Raw genomic sequence first — 17,686 nt, 5'->3', positions numbered from 1 at the left:
GCTCATGGACCCATGGTGCCCGCCACCACCGACAGTCCGGCCGCCGATTGACGGCCCTCGTCAAATGGCGGGCCCGCGACCCCGGACGGTGCTCAGGGTGGGGCCATGAACGCACACCAGCAGCACATGCTCGACGCCTACCGCTCGGCCCAGCGGGGCGAGATGCCGCCGCCCCTGCCCGGCCGGCACGACTGGGAGGCCATCGGCGGCATCCGGGACCAGCTGCGTACCGGATGCGGCCGCCCGCCCACCGGACGCGGCACCTCGCGTACCGGGCGCCCGGACCCGGGAGGCAGACGGTACGGGTGGCTGCGCCGACTCCTCAGTCCCTCGGCCCGTCACTAAGGGCGGTCCCGGGGCACCCCGGGCCACCCAGAGCACCCGGGGCACCCGCGCCCCGAAGCGCCGCCCGGCCAGGCCCGTCACTCCAGCCGTCGTACGAACTCCCCGACCGCATCCGCCACATCCGCCGCACTCCATGACAGCCCCGGCGCCGCCACCGTCACCTCGGTCAGCGACACCCCCGGCACCCCGCCCGGCGCGGGATGGAACCGGTGGAACAGCGCCACCCCCGTCTCCTCCGCCTGCCGGACCGCCGCCTCCGAGAGGACATCCGCCGCGTACGGCAGCCACACCTGGAACTGATGGGTGTGCGGCACCTCGGGGTTGACCCGGAACCAGTCCACGTCCGCCGCCCGGAACCCGTCGGCCAGCCCCGCCGCGACGACCTTCGCGTGTTCGACGTACGAGGCCAGCCGGGGCAGCTCCCGCTCCAGGCCCAGCAGCGCCGACAGCGCGGCCGGGTACTGCTGGAAGAGCTGGCCCCCGTACCGGTGGCGCCAGGTCCTGGCCTCGTCGACCAGTGACGCGGGGCCCGCGAGCACGGCGCCGGACAGGCCGTCCAGGGACTTGTAGAAGGAGACGTACACACTGTCCGCGAGCCCGGCGATTTCCTCCAGGGTGCGGCCGAAGTGCGGGCCGCACTCCCAGAGCCGTGCGCCGTCGAAGTGCACCACCGCGTCCCGGTCCCTGGCGGCCCCGACGACCGCGACCAGCTCGTCCCACGTCGGGAGCACGAAACCGGCGTCACGCAGCGGCAGTTCCAGCATCAGCGTGCCGAAGGGCTCGTCGAAGTCGCGCACCTCGGCCGCGGTGGGCAGCCGGGGCGCCGACGTCGGATGGACCGTACGCAGCCCGCTCACCGCCCCGAAAGCGCCCCGTTCATGCAGCTCGGGGTGGGCCATCGGATGCAGCGCCACCACCGGATCGCCGGTACGCCCGGCCCAGCACCGCAGCGCGACCTGCTGCGCCATCGTGCCGGTGGGGAAGAAGGCGGCGGCCGGGAACCCGAGCAGCGCGGCCACCCGCTGCTCCAGCTCGGCGACGACCCCGCCGCCGTAGATGTCCACCGGCTCGTCCAGCCCGTACACCGTGCCCGCGTCCGCGGCCAGCGCCGTCAGCCGCTCGCCCAGCGTGGCGACGGTCGAGGGACGCGACAGCACCCGCTTCGCACCGCGCAGCGCGGCCATCCGGCGCGCGCCGTCGTCCTGCCCGTCCTGCGCCTCCGGTCCGGGCTGCCCGTTCTGCGCCGCTTGTCCCTCAGGTCCGGACTGCCCCTCCGCTCCGGACTGCCCGGCCCTTCCGTCCCGCTCTGTTCCGTTCCCGTTCCCGTGCGTGTTCCCGGTCCCGCTGCCCTGCCCGGTGCCGTCGGCCCCGGTGGTGTCCGCCTCGTCAGTCATGCGCCGATCCTCGCCCGGGGCCCGTGCACAGTCCAACGAGTTCCGCCCAATCCTGGGCGTAGCATGACGGGGAAATCGTCCGGTACCCCTCGCGGACTGGAACGGAAGGCCGATCCCTCGTGAACGCATCAGCAGAGTCCCGCCCCGCGCGGCTCACCGTCGGCGTGGTCGGAGCGGGCCGGGTGGGCCCCGCGCTCGCCGCCGCGCTCCAGCTCGCCGGGCACCGCCCGGTCGCCGCCTCCGGGGTCTCCGACGCATCCGTGCGCAGGGCCGCGGTGCTGCTCCCCGACGTCCCCCTGGTCACCCCCGCCGAGGTGCTGGCCCGCGCCGAGCTGGTCCTGCTGACCGTGCCCGACGACGCGCTGCCCGCGCTGGTGGAGGGGCTGGCCGAGACCGGCGCGGTACGGCCGGGACAGCTCCTGGTCCATACGTCGGGCCGGTTCGGCACCGGGGTGCTCGACCCAGCGCTGCGCGCCGGGGCCCTGCCGCTCGCGCTGCACCCGGCGATGACCTTCACCGGCACATCCGTGGACGTCCAGCGGCTGGCCGGATGCTCCTTCGGCGTGACCGCCCCCGACGAACTGCGGCTCGCCGCCGAGGCGTTGGTCATCGAGATGGGCGGTGAGCCCGAATGGATCGCGGAGGAGTCCCGTCCGCTCTACCACGCGGCGCTCGCCCTCGGGGCGAACCACCTGGTCACCCTGGTCGCCCAGTCGATGGAGCTGCTGAGCGTCGCGGGCGTCGCCGCCCCCGACCGGATGCTCGGACCGCTCCTCGGCGCCGCACTCGACAACGCCCTCAGATCTGGTGACGCCGCGCTGACCGGCCCGGTCGCCCGAGGAGACGCGGGTACGGTCGCGGCGCACGTCGAGGAGTTGCGCAAGCACGCGCCGCAGGCCGTCGCCGGCTACCTCGCGATGGCCCGTACGACGGCGGACCGCGCACTCGCGCACGGACTGCTCAAGCCGGAGCTGGCCGAGGACCTCCTGGGCGTCCTCGCGGACGGAGAGACCCGATGACCACGACCGCGCTGCTGCACACGGCCGCCGAACTGCACGCCCGGTACGCCGCGGATGTGCAGCCGTCCACGGACGCCCAGCCGTCCACGGATGTCCAGCCGTCCACGGATGTCCAGCCGTCCACGGGCGGACGGCCCCGTACCCGCGCCGTCGTCATGACCATGGGCGCCCTCCACGAAGGCCACGCCGCCCTCGTCCGGGCCGCCAGGGAGCAGGCCGGCGAGGACGGACTGGTCGTCGTGACGGTCTTCGCCAACCCGCTGCAGTTCGGCGCGGGTGAAGACCTCGACCGGTACCCGCGCACCCTTGAGGCGGACCTCGCCGTGGCCGAACTGGCGGGCGCGGACATCGTCTTCGCCCCCGCGGCCGACGAGGTCTACCCGGGCGGCGAACCCCAGGTCCGGATCGCCGGCGGCCCGATGGGCGAGCGCTTCGAGGGCGCGGCGCGCCCCGGCCACTTCGACGGCATGCTCACCGTCGTCGCCAAACTGCTCCACCTCACCCGCCCCGACACCGCGCTGTTCGGTCAGAAGGACGCCCAACAGCTCGCCCTGGTACGGAGGATGGCGCGCGACCTCGACTTCCCGGTCCGTATCGTCGGCGTCCCCACGGTCCGGGAGCCGGACGGACTGGCGATGTCCAGCCGTAACCGCTTCCTCTCCACCGGGGACCGCACCTCCGCACTGGCCCTGTCCCGCGCCCTGTTCGCGGGCCGGGACGCCCTCGCGGGAACCGGCACCGCCACCGGCACCACCCCCGCGGCCGTGCGCGCCGCCGCGCGGGCCGTCACCGACGAGGCGGGGCTCTCCCCGGACTATCTGTCCGTGATCGACCCGTCGGACTTCACCGAGGCCGCCGACGACCACCGGGGCGAAGCCGTCCTCGCGGTCGCCGCCCGGGTCGGTACGACGCGGCTGATCGACAACATCCCGCTGACCTTCGGGGAACCACAGTGACCGGAACCGGAATACGCCTGCACGCCCCCGCCCCCGGCTGGGAGATCGACGCCGACGTCGTGATCGTCGGATCCGGAGTGGCCGGACTGACCGCCGCACTGCGCTGCACCGCCGCGGGGCTGCGTACCGTCGTCGTGACCAAGGCACGCCTCGACGACGGCTCGACCCGCTGGGCGCAGGGCGGTATCGCGGCCGCACTCGGCGAGGGCGACACCCCCGGGCAGCACCTGGACGACACGCTGGTCGCGGGGGCCGGTCTCTGCGACGAGCATGCGGTCCGCACCCTGGTCACCGAGGGGCCCGACGCCGTACGCAGGCTCATCGCGACCGGTGCGCGGTTCGACACCGACGAGGCGGGCGGGATCGCGCTCACCCGGGAGGGCGGCCACCACCGCCGCCGTATCGCGCACGCGGGCGGTGACGCCACCGGGGCCGAGATCTCCCGCACCCTGGTCGAAGCGGTCCGCGCCGCCGCGCTGCGCACCGTGGAGAACGCCCTCGTCCTCGACCTGATCACCGACGCCGAAGGCCGTACGGCCGGTGTCACCCTGCATGTCATGGGGGAGGGCCAGCACGACGGCGTCGGCGCGGTGCGCGCCCCCGCCGTGGTGCTCGCGACCGGCGGCATGGGCCAGATCTTCTCCGCCACCACCAACCCGGCCGTCTCCACCGGCGACGGTGTGGCCCTCGCACTGCGGGCCGGCGCCGAGGTCTCGGACCTGGAGTTCGTCCAGTTCCACCCCACGGTGCTCTTCCTCGGCGCGGACGCCGAGGGCCAGCAGCCGCTGGTCTCCGAAGCGGTACGGGGCGAGGGCGCCCACCTGGTCGATGCCGACGGGGTGCGCTTCATGACCGGGCAGCACGAACTGGCCGAGCTGGCACCCCGCGACATCGTGGCGAAGGCGATCACCCGCCGGATGCAGGAGCAGGGCACCGAGCACATGTATCTCGACGCCCGGCACTTCGGCGCCGAGATGTGGGAGCAGCGCTTCCCGACGATCCTCGCGGCCTGCCGCAGCCACGGCATCGACCCGGTGACCGAACCCGTCCCGGTCGCCCCGGCCGCGCACTACGCGTCGGGCGGCGTCCGCACCGATCTGCACGGCCGTACGACCGTCCCCGGTCTGTACGCCTGCGGTGAGGTCGCCTGCACCGGTGTGCACGGCGCGAACCGGCTCGCGTCCAACTCCCTCCTGGAAGGCCTGGTCTTCGCCGAGCGCATCGCCGACGACATCGCGGCCGACCTCGCGGCCGACAGTGCGGCGGCCACCGCGGGGCGGGTCACCGCTGACAGTGCGGCCAGCACCGCCGCCGACCTCGCCGGGCACACCGCAGCCGAGGCCGCGGCGCCCGGGACCGACGCCGCAGCGGCCGGCACCGCCGGCCGGGCGGCCCGGCCCCCCGCCCCCGAGCCCGTGTTCGCGGCGGAGCCCCGCACGCTCCCGCTCCTGGAGCCCGAGGCCAGGCTCCGTATCCAGCGGATCATGACGGAGGGCGCCGGAGTGCTCCGCTCCGCCGAGAGCCTCGCACGCGCCGCCGACCGGCTGGAGACGATCCGGGCCGACGCCGAGGCGGAGGCAGCGGCCGAGGCGGTGGCCGAAGCGGCGGCGGGCGCCGCCATGGACGCGGCGGCGGCCGGAGCCCCGGAAGCGCTGCCCGCCCTCGCCCTGAAGCCCGCCCAGGCGGGTGTCGAGGCATGGGAGGCGACCAACCTCCTCTGTGTCGCCCGTGTCCTGACCGCCGCAGCGCAGCGCCGCGCGGAGACCCGGGGCTGCCACTGGCGCGAGGACCACGCGGACCGTGACGACACCGGCTGGCGCCGCCATCTCGTCGTACGGCTGCTCCCCGACCGTTCGCTCGCCGTGCACACCACGGAGAGCGCCGACTTCCCCCCGACCCTCCCTCAGCGTCCCCAGGAGCAGTGACCGTGACCACCCCCGACCTCCCCCTCCACCGGATCGGCGACGACATGAGCGCCGCCGAACCGGCGGGCGGCTGCGGCGACGCCTGCGGCTGCGGCGACGGCTTCGACGACCCCATGGAGTGCGGCCTCGACCCCGCCCTCGCCGGACTCCTGGCCGCTGCGGGGCTCGACCCGGTCCTGGTCGAGGACATCGCGCACCTCGCCATCGACGAGGACCTCGACGGGGGAGTGGACGTGACGAGCGTCGCGACCGTTCCCGCGGACGCCGTCGCCACCGGCGACTTCACCGCACGCGAGGCCGGTACGGTCGCGGGCCTGCGCGTCGCCGAAGCGGTGCTCTCGCTCGTCTGCACCGAGGCGTTCGAGGTGGAGCGGCACGTCGAGGACGGCGAGCGCGTCGCCCCCGGCCAGAAGCTGCTCTCGGTCACCACCCGCACCCGCGACCTGCTGACCGCCGAGCGCAGCGCGCTCAACCTGCTGTGCCGGCTCTCCGGCATCGCGACCGCCACCCGCGCCTGGGCCGACGTACTCGAAGGGACGAAGGCCAGGGTCCGCGACACCCGCAAGACCACCCCGGGGCTGCGCGCCCTGGAGAAGTACGCGGTGCGCTGCGGAGGCGGCGTCAACCACCGGATGTCGCTCTCCGACGCGGCCCTGGTCAAGGACAACCACGTGATCGCGGCGGGCGGGGTCGCCGAGGCGTTCAAGCTCGTCCGCGCCGCCTTCCCCGACCTGGCCATCGAGGTCGAGGTGGACACCCTCGCCCAGGTCACCGAGGTCCTGGACGCGGGCGCCGACCTGATCCTGCTGGACAACTTCACCCCGGCGCAGACCGCTGAAGCGGTCAAACTCGTCGGCGGCCGGGCCCTGCTGGAGTCCTCGGGCCGGCTCACCCTGGACACGGCCCGTGCCTACGCGGAGACGGGCGTCGACCACCTGGCGGTCGGCGGGCTCACCCACTCGTCCCCCATCCTCGACATCGGCCTCGACCTGCGCGAGGCGGAGTAACCCATGCTGCTCACCATCGACGTCGGCAACACCCATACCGTTCTCGGCCTGTTCGACGGCGACGAGATCGTGGAGCACTGGCGCATCTCCACCGACGCCCGCCGCACCGCCGACGAACTCGCCGTACTGCTCCAGGGCCTGATGGGGATGCACCCGCTCCTCGGCCGCGGCCTCGGCGACGGCATCGAGGGGATCGCGGTCTGCTCGACCGTCCCCTCCGTGCTGCACGAACTGCGCGAGGTGACCCGCCGCTACTACGGCGACGTCCCGGCTGTACTGGTCGAGCCCGGCATCAGGACGGGCGTCCCGATCCTGGTGGACAACCCGAAGGAGGTCGGCGCGGACCGCATCATCAACGCGGTCGCCGCCGTCGAGCTGTACGGCGGCCCCGCCGTCGTCGTGGACTTCGGTACGGCGACGACCTTCGACGCGGTGTCGGCGCGCGGCGAGTACACCGGCGGTGTCATCGCCCCCGGCATCGAGATCTCGGTCGAGGCGCTCGGCGTGAAGGGCGCCCAGCTCCGCAAGATCGAGCTGGCCCGCCCGCGCAGCGTGATCGGCAAGAACACCGTGGAGGCCATGCAGTCCGGCATCATCTACGGCTTCGCGGGACAGGTCGACGGGGTGGTGAACCGGATGGCCCGCGAGCTGGCCGACGACCCGGCGGACGTCACGGTCATCGCCACCGGCGGGCTCGCCCCGATGGTGCTCAGCGAGGCCACCGTCATCGACGAGCACGAGCCGTGGCTGACGTTGATCGGGCTGCGCCTGGTGTACGAGCGGAACGTCGCCCGGCTGTGAACCGGTAGGGCGGCCCGGCCCGGCCGGAGGCGTCCGGCGGCAGGGGACGGCGGCTGCGGTCGTCCGGCGGCAAGGCCCCGCGGCGGGGCGGCGACGAGGCGCTGCGGGGCAGCCGTGACCGCCCCGCAGCCCGCCGTTCCCCGCCGCGCCGCACCGGTCCATTAAGCGGATATTGTCCCTTTAGTACGTATCGTCATTCCATGCCTACGCCCTACGGTTCCCGAGGCGGCATGGCCTTCAGCGCGGATGAGCTGCGTGTGCTCCGACGCGCCCTTGCCATCGCCCTCAATCCGACCCCCGTCGCAGAAGAGGACGTCCAGGACTGTCTGCGTCTCGCCGAGTCCGTGGACGAGACCATCGCGGAGGCGGGCCGGCTGCGCGCCTTTCTCCTGGCCGACCTCGCCCGCTACCGCGACGCCCTCCCCGGCACGGCCATCAGCTACATGGAGCTGCTCCAGGACGCCCTGGCCGCCGGCTACGACCCGCGCCCCGAGGATCTCGCCGCCCTGCGTACCCTGCGCGGCGCGCCGTCCGGTGACGCCCTGCTGAGACGCTGCCGGGCGCTGGCTGAACAGTCGGTACGCGCCCGGCTCGCGGGCCGCGCCGTGACCCCGGGCCCGCGCACCCGGCTGCTCGCGCTGCCCGGCGGCCGTACGTCGGGCGAGCCCGCCGGGCCGAAGCGCCCGGCACCGGACAAGACCCCCGTCAAGGCTCCGGTCAGGCCCCGCCCGGCCCCGAAGCCGTCCGAGGTCTTCCCGCCGCGCCGCAAGCCCGCCGCGCCCCCCGCGCAGCGTTCGCTGACCGGCTGAGGGGGCGTCCCGGAAGCGGCGGAAGCCCCGGGCTACTCTGTCCGTATGGACTACGTTTCCGCGCTTGTGCCCCCGGTGGTGATGGCCGTGTTCTTCACGATCGTCGTGAGGACGATCGTGAAGACCCAGGGCGGCCCGAACAAGGCCAAGGAGGACGCGGCCGTGGACGAGGTGCTCGCCCGCGCCGAGGCCACGGTCCAGCCGACGGGCAGCGGCGCCACCTGAGGCGTCAGGACCCGGAGGGCGTACGGCAGGTAAACCTGCCGTACGCCCTTTTCTGTGTTTTTCGCGCTAATAACCAGCTATTCGTGACATCTCGCACTATGGTGCAGATGTGCCCCGTCAATTGGGAGAGCTGGAAGACGCCGTCATGTCACGGGTCTGGGAGTGGAACCGCCCGGTCACGGTCAGGGAAGTCCTGGAAGACCTCGAACGCGACCGGACCATCGCCTACACCACCGTGATGACCGTATTGGACAATCTCCATCAGAAGGGCTGGGTACGCCGGGAAGTGGAGGGCCGCGCCTATCGATATACGGCGGTCTCCACCCGCGCCGCCTACTCGGCCGCACTGATGAACGAAGCCTGGTCGACGAGTGACAACTCCGCGGCCGCCCTTGTCGCCTTCTTCGGCATGATGTCCTCCGAGCAGCGTGATGCACTCCGTGATGCTTTGCGCATCGTTCAGGGTGATGCGGACCGCGATGACCGGGAGGGAGACGCAGGGCGATAACGTCTTGCGCATGCCAGGTACGCGAGCAAAAGCCCTCACCGTCCGCAGAGCCAGGACCAGCGATGTGCCGGCGGTGCGCGGACTCCTGGACGCGTACGTGCGTGAGCGGATCCTGCTCGACAAAGCCACGGTGACGCTTTACGAGTCCATCCAGGAGTTCTGGGTCGCCGAACGCGATGACGACGCGAGGGTCGTCGGCTGCGGCGCACTCCATGTGATGTGGGAAGACCTCGCGGAAGTGCGCACCCTCGCCGTTGACCGCGAGTTCAAGGGCGCCGGAGTGGGCCACCAGGTCCTGGACAAGCTCTTGCAGACCGCACGGTGGATCGGAGTGCGCCGGGTATTCTGTCTGACCTTCGAAGTCGACTTCTTCGCGAAGCACGGCTTCACCGAGATCGGTGAGACTCCGGTCGACGGAGATGTCTACAGCGAGCTGCTGCGTTCCTATGACGAGGGAGTCGCTGAGTTCCTCGGTCTCGAACGGGTGAAGCCGAACACCTTGGGCAACAGCCGGATGCTTCTGCACCTGTGACGGTCACTTCGCACCGGAACCCTATGTCCGAATCGCGCATGTTTCCCGTGTTCTTGCACTCCTGAACCTCTGCCGGGGGTTTGTGTTTTCCCGGGAAAAGCGGTTTCCTTTCCGCGTACTGAATTTTTCGATGAAAGGAAATCCGGTGGCACAGAAGGTTCAGGTCCTTCTTGTCGATGACCTCGACGGCGGCGAGGCGGACGAGACCGTGACGTTCGCTCTGGATGGCAAGACATACGAGATCGACCTCACCACCGCGAACGCGGACAAGCTCCGTACGCTTCTTGAGCCGTATGCCAAGGGTGGCCGGCGCACCGGCGGCCGCGGCACCGGTGGCCGTGGCAAGGCCCGTATCGCGGCAGGCGGCAACAAGGACACCGCCGAGATTCGTAAGTGGGCCAAGGACAACGGATACAACGTGAATGACCGCGGCCGGGTGCCCGCGGACATCCGTGAGGCCTACGAGAAGGCCAACGGCTGATTTCCGGGAGGTCCGGGGGTCACACCCCGGACAGTCGAAGTCCGGTTTCCGGGGGGCGCCCCCCGGAAAGCCGCCGAGACACGCACCATCCGGGCCCGGTGGCACTCCGTCGCCGCCGCGTCCACGAGCCGTACCAGGTCGGGGCCGCCGCCCCGCTCCCCGAACCGGCCGAACTCGGGCAGGGTCCGCTCCACACCGCACCCCGGCTCCGGGGGCCGCAGCCAGCGGGCGGCCCCCTTCGCACAGCGCGCGCCGGGCGGTGCGGGGGCCTCGATCAGGCCGTCCGTGCCGACCGCCGTCAGATCCAGCGCGATCCCGCCCCACTCCAGCCAGTCGAGCAGCCCCGGCAGCTCATCGGCGCTGCCCGCCGCCACCAGCAGCCGCATCCGGGAGCCGTCCAGCGCCACCGGTCCCGTGACCGGCGCCCCGCGCAGCAGTGCGAAGCCCGCGTCGGCCGGCAGATCGAGTACGTCGAAACGCAGCCCGGTCAGCAGCCGCACCGGGGGCCCCGCCAGGGCGGCCCAGCCCAGCCGGGACTCGTACCAGCGCAGGGTGCTGTCGGTGCTGCCGCTCCCGGTGATGCGCCGGGTGCGGTCGGCCGGTTCGCGGGGGGACGGAACGGTGAAGGCCATGACTGGGCAACTCCCGGAGGACGCCAGGGTTACGGAGCGCTGCGACTTGATTGCTTTCCGTTGATGCGCAAGAGGCGTGCGGAGGCGTTCAAGGGCGCTCGGATGTTCGCCCGTAGCTGAGGGGAACTGTCGCGCGCCGCATGGACTGTCAGTCTCTGCGGGTAAGACATACCTAGTGGGGAGGGGCGACACGCGGCTCAGGCGGTCTCACGTTCGCCATCGGCGTACTGGAGACAGGGGTATCTGCCTGGCCTGCGGGAACATCGTCTCGCACCATCGGGTTGGAGCAGTTGTCGGCTGTTCGGGCCGGAGGCCATGGACGGGTGTCGGCAGTTGGAATGAGCTGTCCCGCCCCGCGGGACTAGCATGCGGAAGGACTGGGAGGGGACCGACCCCTCGCTGCCCGACCGCTCTGAGGAGCGATTAACGATGTTCGAGAGGTTCACCGACCGCGCGCGGCGGGTTGTCGTCCTGGCTCAGGAAGAAGCCCGGATGCTCAACCACAACTACATCGGCACCGAGCACATTCTCCTGGGCCTTATCCATGAGGGTGAGGGTGTCGCCGCTAAGGCCCTGGAGAGCCTCGGGATTTCGCTCGAGGCGGTCCGCCAGCAGGTGGAGGAGATCATCGGTCAGGGGCAGCAGGCCCCGTCCGGCCACATCCCCTTCACCCCTCGTGCCAAGAAGGTCCTGGAGCTGTCGCTCCGGGAGGCTCTTCAGCTCGGCCACAACTACATCGGTACGGAGCACATCCTGCTCGGCCTGATCCGCGAGGGCGAGGGCGTCGCAGCCCAGGTCCTCGTGAAGCTGGGCGCCGATCTGAACCGGGTGCGGCAGCAGGTCATCCAGCTGCTCTCCGGCTACCAGGGCAAGGAGACCGCCGCCGCAGGCGGTCCCGCCGAGGGCACGCCCTCGACCTCGCTCGTCCTGGACCAGTTCGGCCGCAACCTCACCCAGGCCGCCCGCGAATCCAAGCTCGACCCGGTCATCGGGCGCGAGAAGGAGATCGAGCGGGTCATGCAGGTGCTGTCGCGCCGTACCAAGAACAACCCGGTCCTCATCGGCGAGCCCGGCGTCGGAAAGACGGCGGTCGTCGAAGGACTGGCGCAGGCCATCGTCAAGGGCGAGGTGCCCGAGACCCTCAAGGACAAGCACCTCTACACCCTCGACCTCGGCGCGCTCGTCGCCGGTTCCCGCTACCGCGGTGACTTCGAGGAGCGGCTGAAGAAGGTCCTCAAGGAGATCCGCACCCGCGGCGACATCATCCTGTTCATCGACGAGCTCCACACCCTGGTGGGTGCGGGCGCCGCCGAGGGCGCGATCGACGCGGCTTCGATCCTGAAGCCGATGCTCGCCCGTGGAGAGCTCCAGACCATCGGTGCCACCACGCTCGACGAGTACCGCAAGCACCTGGAGAAGGACGCGGCTCTTGAGCGCCGCTTCCAGCCGATCCAGGTCGCCGAGCCGTCGCTCCCGCACACCATTGAGATCCTCAAGGGTCTGCGGGACCGCTACGAGGCCCACCACCGCGTCTCCATCACGGACGAGGCCCTGGTGCAGGCCGCCACCCTCGCGGACCGGTACATCTCGGACCGCTTCCTGCCGGACAAGGCGATCGACCTGATCGACGAGGCCGGCTCCCGGATGCGTATCCGCCGGATGACCGCGCCGCCGGACCTCCGCGAGTTCGACGAGAAGATCGCGAACGTCCGCCGCGACAAGGAGTCGGCCATCGACTCCCAGGACTTCGAGAAGGCAGCCTCGCTCCGCGACAAGGAGAAGCAGCTGCTGGCCGCGAAGACCAAGCGGGAGAAGGAGTGGAAGGCCGGCGACATGGACGTCGTCGCCGAGGTCGACGGCGAGCTGATCGCCGAGGTCCTGGCCACGGCCACCGGTATCCCGGTCTTCAAGCTGACCGAGGAGGAGTCCTCGCGGCTGCTCCGCATGGAGGACGAGCTGCACAAGCGCGTCATCGGGCAGAAGGACGCCATCAAGGCCCTCTCGCAGGCGATCCGCCGTACGCGAGCCGGTCTGAAGGACCCGAAGCGCCCCGGTGGCTCGTTCATCTTCGCCGGCCCGTCCGGTGTCGGTAAGACCGAGCTCTCCAAGACGCTCGCCGAATTCCTCTTCGGCGACGAGGACGCACTGATCTCCCTCGACATGTCGGAGTTCAGCGAGAAGCACACGGTTTCCCGTCTCTTCGGTTCTCCCCCCGGATACGTGGGTTACGAAGAGGGCGGCCAGCTCACCGAGAAGGTGCGCAGGAAGCCGTTCTCGGTCGTTCTCTTCGACGAGGTCGAGAAGGCCCACCCCGATATCTTCAATTCCCTGCTGCAGATTCTGGAAGACGGTCGGCTGACCGACTCCCAGGGCCGGGTGGTGGACTTCAAGAACACGGTCATCATCATGACGACCAACCTCGGGACCCGGGACATCTCCAAGGGCTTCAACCTGGGCTTCGCGGCCCAGGGCGACGTCAAGACCGGATACGACCGGATGAAGGCCAAGGTCAACGAGGAGCTGAAGCAGCACTTCCGCCCCGAGTTCCTGAACCGTGTCGATGACACGGTGGTCTTCCACCAGCTGACCGAGGAAGACATCATCCAGATCGTCGACCTCATGATCGAGAAGGTCGACGAGCGCCTCAAGGACCGCGACATGGGCCTTGAGCTCAGCGCGGACGCCAAGTCGCTGCTGGCCAAGCACGGCTACGACCCGGTGATGGGCGCGCGTCCGCTGCGGCGCACGATCCAGCGCGAGATCGAGGACATCCTCTCCGAGAAGATCCTCTTCGGTGAGCTGCGCCCCGGTCACATCGTGGTCGTCGGTGTCGAGGGCGAGGGTGACGACAAGAAGTTCACCTTCCGCGGCGAGGAGAAGTCGCCGCTGCCCGACGCCCCGCCGATCGAGCAGGCGGCCGGTGGCTCCGGCCCGAACATGACGAAGGACGTCTGACGCTGATGCGTTGAGCGGCCCGAGCGAAGAAGGGGCGGCCCCGGAACCGGTCATCGGTTCCGGGGCCGCCCCTTTCGCGTGCCGCGGCACGCCGCCTGGCAGCGCGCGGTCCCGACCGGGCGGGCTCTGGCTGCTCGGGACCCTGACTGCTCGCGGCTCTACCGGCCGTGCCCCGGTTGCTCGGGACCCTGGCTGGTCGCCTGCTGGCTGCTTTCGCGTGCCTGGCTGCTCCGGCGCCCGGCTCGCCCCGCCCCAGCCGCTCCAGCGGCGCGGTTGCTCCCTTGCGGCGCGGCTGCTCGCGCACGGCCTGGCGGATGCTCCGGCGTCCGGCTGGGTTCTGTGTCCTGCTGCTCCCGTGTTCGGCTGCTCCCGTGGTCGGGTGGTTCCGTGGCCCGGATGCTTCCGCGCCCGGTGGCTCGCGGACCCGGCCGCTCCCGTGCCCGGCTCGCCCCACGCCTCCCGCCCCGCCGGTACACGGTGGCGCGGCTGCTTCCGCGCGGCCCGGCTGTTCCCTGCTCTCTGGTCCCCAGGCCGCTTTCCCGACCGTCCGCAGGCCGCCCGGAGCCCTCGTCCGGACCTTCTCCGGGCCTCCGTACCGCGGGAAGTGACCGCCCGGAGAGGTCGCCGATGGTCCCGAAACGGACAGGCGTTGGTCCCCCGTCAGTGACAAGCGCCACAGGGCCGTTCAGCCTACTAACCGGAATAAGAGAAGCGCCCGGGACGGCGTCCGGGCCCTATGGGCCGGGGCGGCCGGGACTTTCGGCCCTGCGGACACACTCCGGGCGCATGGCCGCTCCTTGCCGGGTCGAACTGCGGTTAAACGTCTCCGTGCCGAGAGATCTTCGTCCGCTCACCGCGGCCGGACCCGCCGATCCGCCGGGACCCGTCCCGGACTTTCCCTACGACACCCCGTCGTAGATGGGCGTTTTGGGTGCTTCGACGTATCAGTTACCAATGAGTGGTCCGCCCGACCTGAACGGTTGGGTCCACTTACGTACGGAGATCTCACGTATGCAGAAGCACACCACGTCCCACGTGTCCCGCCGGTCCCCGCTTCGCACCCGCGCTGCGGTCGTAGCCGCCGGGCTCGGAGTGTCGGTCGCGCTGGGAGCCGGGGTCGCGGTCGCTGCCGACGCACACCCGGCCACCGCCGCCGCAGGGACCTCGAACGTCGCGACCGCGCTCGCCCACCAGGCCAGCGCCCAGTCCAAGGCCGCGCAGCACACCGCCAAGACGGCCAAGGCCACCAAGGCCGAAAAGGCCGCCGCGGCGAAGAAGGCCGCTGAGGCCTGGGTCTCGCCCGTCGCGCACCCCGTGCTCGGTGAGCCCTTCGGCGAGGCCGGCCACATGTGGTCCCACAAGCACTCGGGCCAGGACTTCGTCGTCCCGACCGGCACATCGGTCAAGGCCGCGCATGGCGGCACCGTCGTGAAGGCCGGCCCCAACGGCGGCGGCGACGGCCCGGCCTACGGCAACGCGATCGAGATCAAGCACAGCGACAACACGTACTCGCAGTACGCGCACCTGTCGGAGATCGACGTCCACATAGGCCAGACCGTGAAGACCGGCCAGGTCATCGCCAAGTCCGGTGCGACCGGCAACGTGACCGGCCCGCACCTGCACTTCGAGGTCCGCACGGGTCCGGACTACGGCTCGGGCTTCAACCCGATCCCGTTCCTGAAGGCCCACGGCGTCAAGTTCTGACGGCCGGCCCGGCGGGGAGCCGGTGGGGCGGAGCTAACGCCCCCGATCGGCATCCAGATGGGCCTGGGTCATGAGTTCGACGGCGACTTCGAGGACAGCCTTGCGCTTCTCCTCGGGGTCGCCGTCGACGTCTTTCAGCGCGAACGATCCCGCGTGCATGGTGAAGAGCGCGCTGTAGCAGCGGACCTGGTCGGCCAGTGAGGCGTCCGGTGCCCGGACCAGATCGATCAGGAGCAGCATCCGGTCCTTGAAGTTCTCGCCGACGCTCAGCTCCCGTACCGTCCCCTGGTTCTCCTGCATGAAGCGGAACAGCGGGGTCACGCCGCGGAGCGCCTCGCTGTAACGGCGCAGGACTTCCTTCTTCGTCTCCAGGCTGCGGGGCTGCGTCTGCCCCCAGGCGATGACTTCGTCGATGGGTGCCGAGAGGTCATGGAAGAGGCTGATGAGGATGTCTTCCTTGGTCTTGAAGTGGTAGTAGAGCGCAGCCTTGGTGACATCGAGTCTCTCCGCGATCTCCCGGAGCGAGGTCTTCTCGTACCCGTGCTCGGCGAAGAGCTCCAGCGCGACATCCTGGATCCGCTGGCGGGTGTTGCCTCTGCTGCCCATGGTGCTCTCCCGCAATACTTACTTGACGCCCGGCTAGTGCCAGGCTACCTTCTCTCAGTGTAATCAAACTAGCCGGGCGGCAAGTAAGTATCGGATCGGACCCGGCAGGTTCAGGGGAGTGGTGGGGTACGTGTCGGAAACCGCAGAACTGACGAGAGCGGAAGCGGGAGGCAAGGCCGAACCGCAGCCGCGCAGTGTCCGGGTGGTGCTGTTCGCGCTGATGATCGCGATGCTGCTCGCGATGCTCGACAACATGATCGTGAACACCGCGATGCCGACCATCGTCGGCGAACTGGGCGGACTGGCACATCTGTCCTGGGTGGTGACCGCGTACACGCTGGCCACGGCCGCGTCCACGCCCATCTGGGGCAAGATCGGCGACATGTACGGCCGCAAGGGCGCCTTCCTCTCCTCCATCGTGATCTTCCTGATCGGCTCCGCCGCGAGCGGTATGGCCCAGGACATGAGCCAGCTCATCGGCTTCCGGGCGATCCAGGGCCTCGGCGCCGGCGGTCTGATGGTCGGCGTCATGGCGATCATCGGCGATCTGATCCCGCCCCGTGAGCGCGGCAAGTACCAGGGCATGATGGCCGGCGTCATGGCCGTCGCGATGATCGGCGGCCCGCTCGTCGGCGGCGCCATCACGGACCACCTCGGCTGGCGCTGGACCTTCTACATCAACCTCCCGCTGGGTGCCGTCGCGCTCGCCATGGTCACCGCCGTGCTGCACCTGCCGAGGAAGCGCGCCCGCGGCCGGATCGACTATCTCGGCACGGCGCTGCTCACCATCGGCATCGTCTCGATCGTGCTGGTCACCACCTGGGGCGGTTCGCAGTACGCCTGGGGCTCGGCCATCATCATGGAACTGATCTTCATCGGCGTCGCCGCGCTGATCGGCTTCGTCTTCTGGGAGACCAAGGCCGCCGAGCCGATCGTGCCGCTGCACATCTTCCGCAGCCGGAACTTCTCGCTGATGTCGATCATCGGCTTCCTGACCGGTTTCGTGATGTTCGGCGCGATGCTCTTCCTGCCGCTGTTCCAGCAGTCGGTGCAGGGCGCGTCCGCGACCAACTCCGGGCTGCTGCTGATGCCCATGCTGCTGGCGATGATGGCCGTCTCGCTCGTCGCGGGCCGGATCACCACCAACACCGGCAAGTACAAGGTGTTCCCGGTCGCGGGCGGCGCCCTGATGGTCGTCGGGCTGTATCTGCTGTCCACGATGGACGTCCACACCACCCGTCTGACGACCGGCATCTACATGGCCGTGGTCGGCGCCGGTATGGGCTTCCTGATGCAGATCACCATGCTGGTCGCGCAGAACAGCGTGGAGATGAAGGACATGGGCGTCGCCTCGTCCTCTACCACCCTCTTCCGTACGCTCGGCTCCTCCTTCGGCGTCTCGATCATGGGCGCGCTCTTCACCAACAAGGTGCAGGACGAGATGGCCGCGCGGATGGGCAAGGGCGTCTCGCTCCCCTCGGCGCAGCTGGACGCGGCGAGCCTGGCGAAGCTGCCGGAGCAGGCCCGGGACGCGTACCAGTACGCGGTCGCCGCAGGCACCCACGGCGGGTTCCTGCTGGGCGCCGTCGCCGGAGTCGCGGTGATCGCGGCCGCCGTCTTCGTCAAGGAGGTGGCGCTGCGCGGCGGCCCCGAGGCCCCGGCCCCGGTGCAGGAGCTGTAGGCCGGGGGAGCGCGGTTCCTGCCCGCCCCGGTACGAAGAGAAGTGGCCCCGGACGCGAGATGCGTCCGGGGCCCACTCGGCTGTGTACGTCTTCGGCCGTGAAGGT

17 protein-coding genes are annotated in these 17,686 nt (G+C 70.7%); 14 read left to right on the top strand and 3 right to left on the bottom strand.

What is annotated here, in order from left to right; genetic code table 11:
* The first annotated feature begins 105 nt into the window (after nt 1–105).
* Nucleotides 106–345, top strand: a complete 240-nt coding sequence (locus ACWGKJ_RS08905) for a hypothetical protein (RefSeq protein ID WP_385030329.1) — start codon at nt 106–108, stop codon at nt 343–345.
* Between the two features lie 77 nt (nt 346–422).
* Here the strand turns inward: ACWGKJ_RS08905 and ACWGKJ_RS08900 are convergent, their stop codons facing one another.
* Nucleotides 423–1,529, bottom strand: coding sequence for a threonine aldolase family protein (locus tag ACWGKJ_RS08900; protein WP_385030357.1), 1,107 nt, complete (start codon nt 1,527–1,529; stop codon nt 423–425).
* A 329-nt stretch (nt 1,530–1,858) separates the two neighbouring features.
* Between ACWGKJ_RS08900 and ACWGKJ_RS08895 the strand changes: the two genes are divergently transcribed.
* From ACWGKJ_RS08895 to ACWGKJ_RS08850, 10 genes are all read left to right on the top strand, one after another.
* Complete coding sequence (locus ACWGKJ_RS08895) at nt 1,859–2,758, top strand: Rossmann-like and DUF2520 domain-containing protein (RefSeq protein WP_385030332.1); 900 nt, start codon at nt 1,859–1,861, stop codon at nt 2,756–2,758.
* Complete coding sequence (gene panC, locus ACWGKJ_RS08890) at nt 2,755–3,714, top strand: pantoate--beta-alanine ligase (RefSeq protein WP_385030335.1); 960 nt, start codon at nt 2,755–2,757, stop codon at nt 3,712–3,714. Before ACWGKJ_RS08895 ends, panC begins: the two co-directional genes overlap by 4 nt.
* On the top strand, nt 3,711–5,639 hold the full coding sequence (locus ACWGKJ_RS08885; protein ID WP_385030338.1) for an L-aspartate oxidase: 1,929 nt from the start codon (nt 3,711–3,713) through the stop codon (nt 5,637–5,639). Before panC ends, ACWGKJ_RS08885 begins: the two co-directional genes overlap by 4 nt.
* A gap of 44 nt (nt 5,640–5,683) precedes the next feature.
* Nucleotides 5,684–6,646, top strand: a complete 963-nt coding sequence (nadC, locus tag ACWGKJ_RS08880; RefSeq protein ID WP_385030359.1) for a carboxylating nicotinate-nucleotide diphosphorylase — start codon at nt 5,684–5,686, stop codon at nt 6,644–6,646.
* A gap of 3 nt (nt 6,647–6,649) precedes the next feature.
* The gene (locus ACWGKJ_RS08875) at nt 6,650–7,447 is read left to right on the top strand and encodes a type III pantothenate kinase (RefSeq protein ID WP_164267894.1); all 798 of its coding nucleotides are present in this window, start codon (nt 6,650–6,652) and stop codon (nt 7,445–7,447) included.
* Between the two features lie 230 nt (nt 7,448–7,677).
* The gene (locus ACWGKJ_RS08870) at nt 7,678–8,256 is read left to right on the top strand and encodes a hypothetical protein (protein WP_385030362.1); all 579 of its coding nucleotides are present in this window, start codon (nt 7,678–7,680) and stop codon (nt 8,254–8,256) included.
* A gap of 45 nt (nt 8,257–8,301) precedes the next feature.
* On the top strand, nt 8,302–8,481 hold the full coding sequence (locus tag ACWGKJ_RS08865; protein WP_385030341.1) for a hypothetical protein: 180 nt from the start codon (nt 8,302–8,304) through the stop codon (nt 8,479–8,481).
* A gap of 109 nt (nt 8,482–8,590) precedes the next feature.
* Complete coding sequence (locus tag ACWGKJ_RS08860) at nt 8,591–8,989, top strand: BlaI/MecI/CopY family transcriptional regulator (RefSeq protein ID WP_385030345.1); 399 nt, start codon at nt 8,591–8,593, stop codon at nt 8,987–8,989.
* A gap of 10 nt (nt 8,990–8,999) precedes the next feature.
* Nucleotides 9,000–9,521, top strand: coding sequence for an amino-acid N-acetyltransferase (locus ACWGKJ_RS08855; protein ID WP_164264100.1), 522 nt, complete (start codon nt 9,000–9,002; stop codon nt 9,519–9,521).
* Nucleotides 9,522–9,666: 145 nt separating this feature from the next.
* Nucleotides 9,667–10,002 (top strand): histone-like nucleoid-structuring protein Lsr2, encoded by a 336-nt coding sequence (locus ACWGKJ_RS08850; RefSeq protein WP_385030348.1) that lies wholly within the window; start codon nt 9,667–9,669, stop codon nt 10,000–10,002.
* Here ACWGKJ_RS08850 and ACWGKJ_RS08845 read toward each other — a convergent pair.
* A complete protein-coding gene (locus ACWGKJ_RS08845) occupies nt 9,981–10,634 on the bottom strand; it encodes an SCO3374 family protein (protein ID WP_453315696.1) in 654 nt (217 codons plus the stop codon). The two genes, ACWGKJ_RS08850 and ACWGKJ_RS08845, sit on opposite strands and share 22 nt — an antisense overlap.
* A gap of 429 nt (nt 10,635–11,063) precedes the next feature.
* On the opposite strand from ACWGKJ_RS08845, the gene ACWGKJ_RS08840 reads away from it, so the two are divergent.
* Together ACWGKJ_RS08840 and ACWGKJ_RS08835 are read left to right on the top strand one after the other, a co-directional pair.
* On the top strand, nt 11,064–13,589 hold the full coding sequence (locus ACWGKJ_RS08840) for an ATP-dependent Clp protease ATP-binding subunit (RefSeq protein WP_385030365.1): 2,526 nt from the start codon (nt 11,064–11,066) through the stop codon (nt 13,587–13,589).
* 1,011 nt (nt 13,590–14,600) lie between these two features.
* On the top strand, nt 14,601–15,293 hold the full coding sequence (locus ACWGKJ_RS08835) for a M23 family metallopeptidase (protein WP_385032066.1): 693 nt from the start codon (nt 14,601–14,603) through the stop codon (nt 15,291–15,293).
* 33 nt (nt 15,294–15,326) lie between these two features.
* On the opposite strand, the gene ACWGKJ_RS08830 is transcribed toward ACWGKJ_RS08835, so the two are convergent.
* Nucleotides 15,327–15,899, bottom strand: a complete 573-nt coding sequence (locus ACWGKJ_RS08830) for a TetR/AcrR family transcriptional regulator (protein ID WP_385032069.1) — start codon at nt 15,897–15,899, stop codon at nt 15,327–15,329.
* A gap of 130 nt (nt 15,900–16,029) precedes the next feature.
* On the opposite strand from ACWGKJ_RS08830, the gene ACWGKJ_RS08825 reads away from it, so the two are divergent.
* Nucleotides 16,030–17,580, top strand: a complete 1,551-nt coding sequence (locus ACWGKJ_RS08825; RefSeq protein ID WP_385032072.1) for an MDR family MFS transporter — start codon at nt 16,030–16,032, stop codon at nt 17,578–17,580.
* Nucleotides 17,581–17,686: the final 106 nt, after the last annotated feature.

The organism is Streptomyces sp. NPDC054757, from assembly GCF_053612185.1.
This window is presented reverse-complemented; position numbering and strand designations above follow the sequence as displayed.

What these genes read in the sequence shown, in the direction of transcription:
- ACWGKJ_RS08905 (WP_385030329.1), top strand. Translation starts at nt 106, where the DNA reads ATGAACGCACACCAGCAGCACATGCTCGACGCCTACCGCTCGGCCCAG.
- ACWGKJ_RS08900 (WP_385030357.1), bottom strand. Translation starts at nt 1,529, where the DNA reads ATGGCCGCGCTGCGCGGTGCGAAGCGGGTGCTGTCGCGTCCCTCGACC.
- panC (WP_385030335.1), top strand. Translation starts at nt 2,755, where the DNA reads ATGACCACGACCGCGCTGCTGCACACGGCCGCCGAACTGCACGCCCGG.
- nadC (WP_385030359.1), top strand. Translation starts at nt 5,684, where the DNA reads ATGAGCGCCGCCGAACCGGCGGGCGGCTGCGGCGACGCCTGCGGCTGC.
- ACWGKJ_RS08875 (WP_164267894.1), top strand. Translation starts at nt 6,650, where the DNA reads ATGCTGCTCACCATCGACGTCGGCAACACCCATACCGTTCTCGGCCTG.
- ACWGKJ_RS08870 (WP_385030362.1), top strand. Translation starts at nt 7,678, where the DNA reads ATGGCCTTCAGCGCGGATGAGCTGCGTGTGCTCCGACGCGCCCTTGCC.
- ACWGKJ_RS08865 (WP_385030341.1), top strand. Translation starts at nt 8,302, where the DNA reads ATGGACTACGTTTCCGCGCTTGTGCCCCCGGTGGTGATGGCCGTGTTC.
- ACWGKJ_RS08855 (WP_164264100.1), top strand. Translation starts at nt 9,000, where the DNA reads ATGCCAGGTACGCGAGCAAAAGCCCTCACCGTCCGCAGAGCCAGGACC.
- ACWGKJ_RS08845 (WP_453315696.1), bottom strand. Translation starts at nt 10,634, where the DNA reads ATGGCCTTCACCGTTCCGTCCCCCCGCGAACCGGCCGACCGCACCCGG.
- ACWGKJ_RS08840 (WP_385030365.1), top strand. Translation starts at nt 11,064, where the DNA reads ATGTTCGAGAGGTTCACCGACCGCGCGCGGCGGGTTGTCGTCCTGGCT.
- ACWGKJ_RS08835 (WP_385032066.1), top strand. Translation starts at nt 14,601, where the DNA reads ATGCAGAAGCACACCACGTCCCACGTGTCCCGCCGGTCCCCGCTTCGC.
- ACWGKJ_RS08830 (WP_385032069.1), bottom strand. Translation starts at nt 15,899, where the DNA reads ATGGGCAGCAGAGGCAACACCCGCCAGCGGATCCAGGATGTCGCGCTG.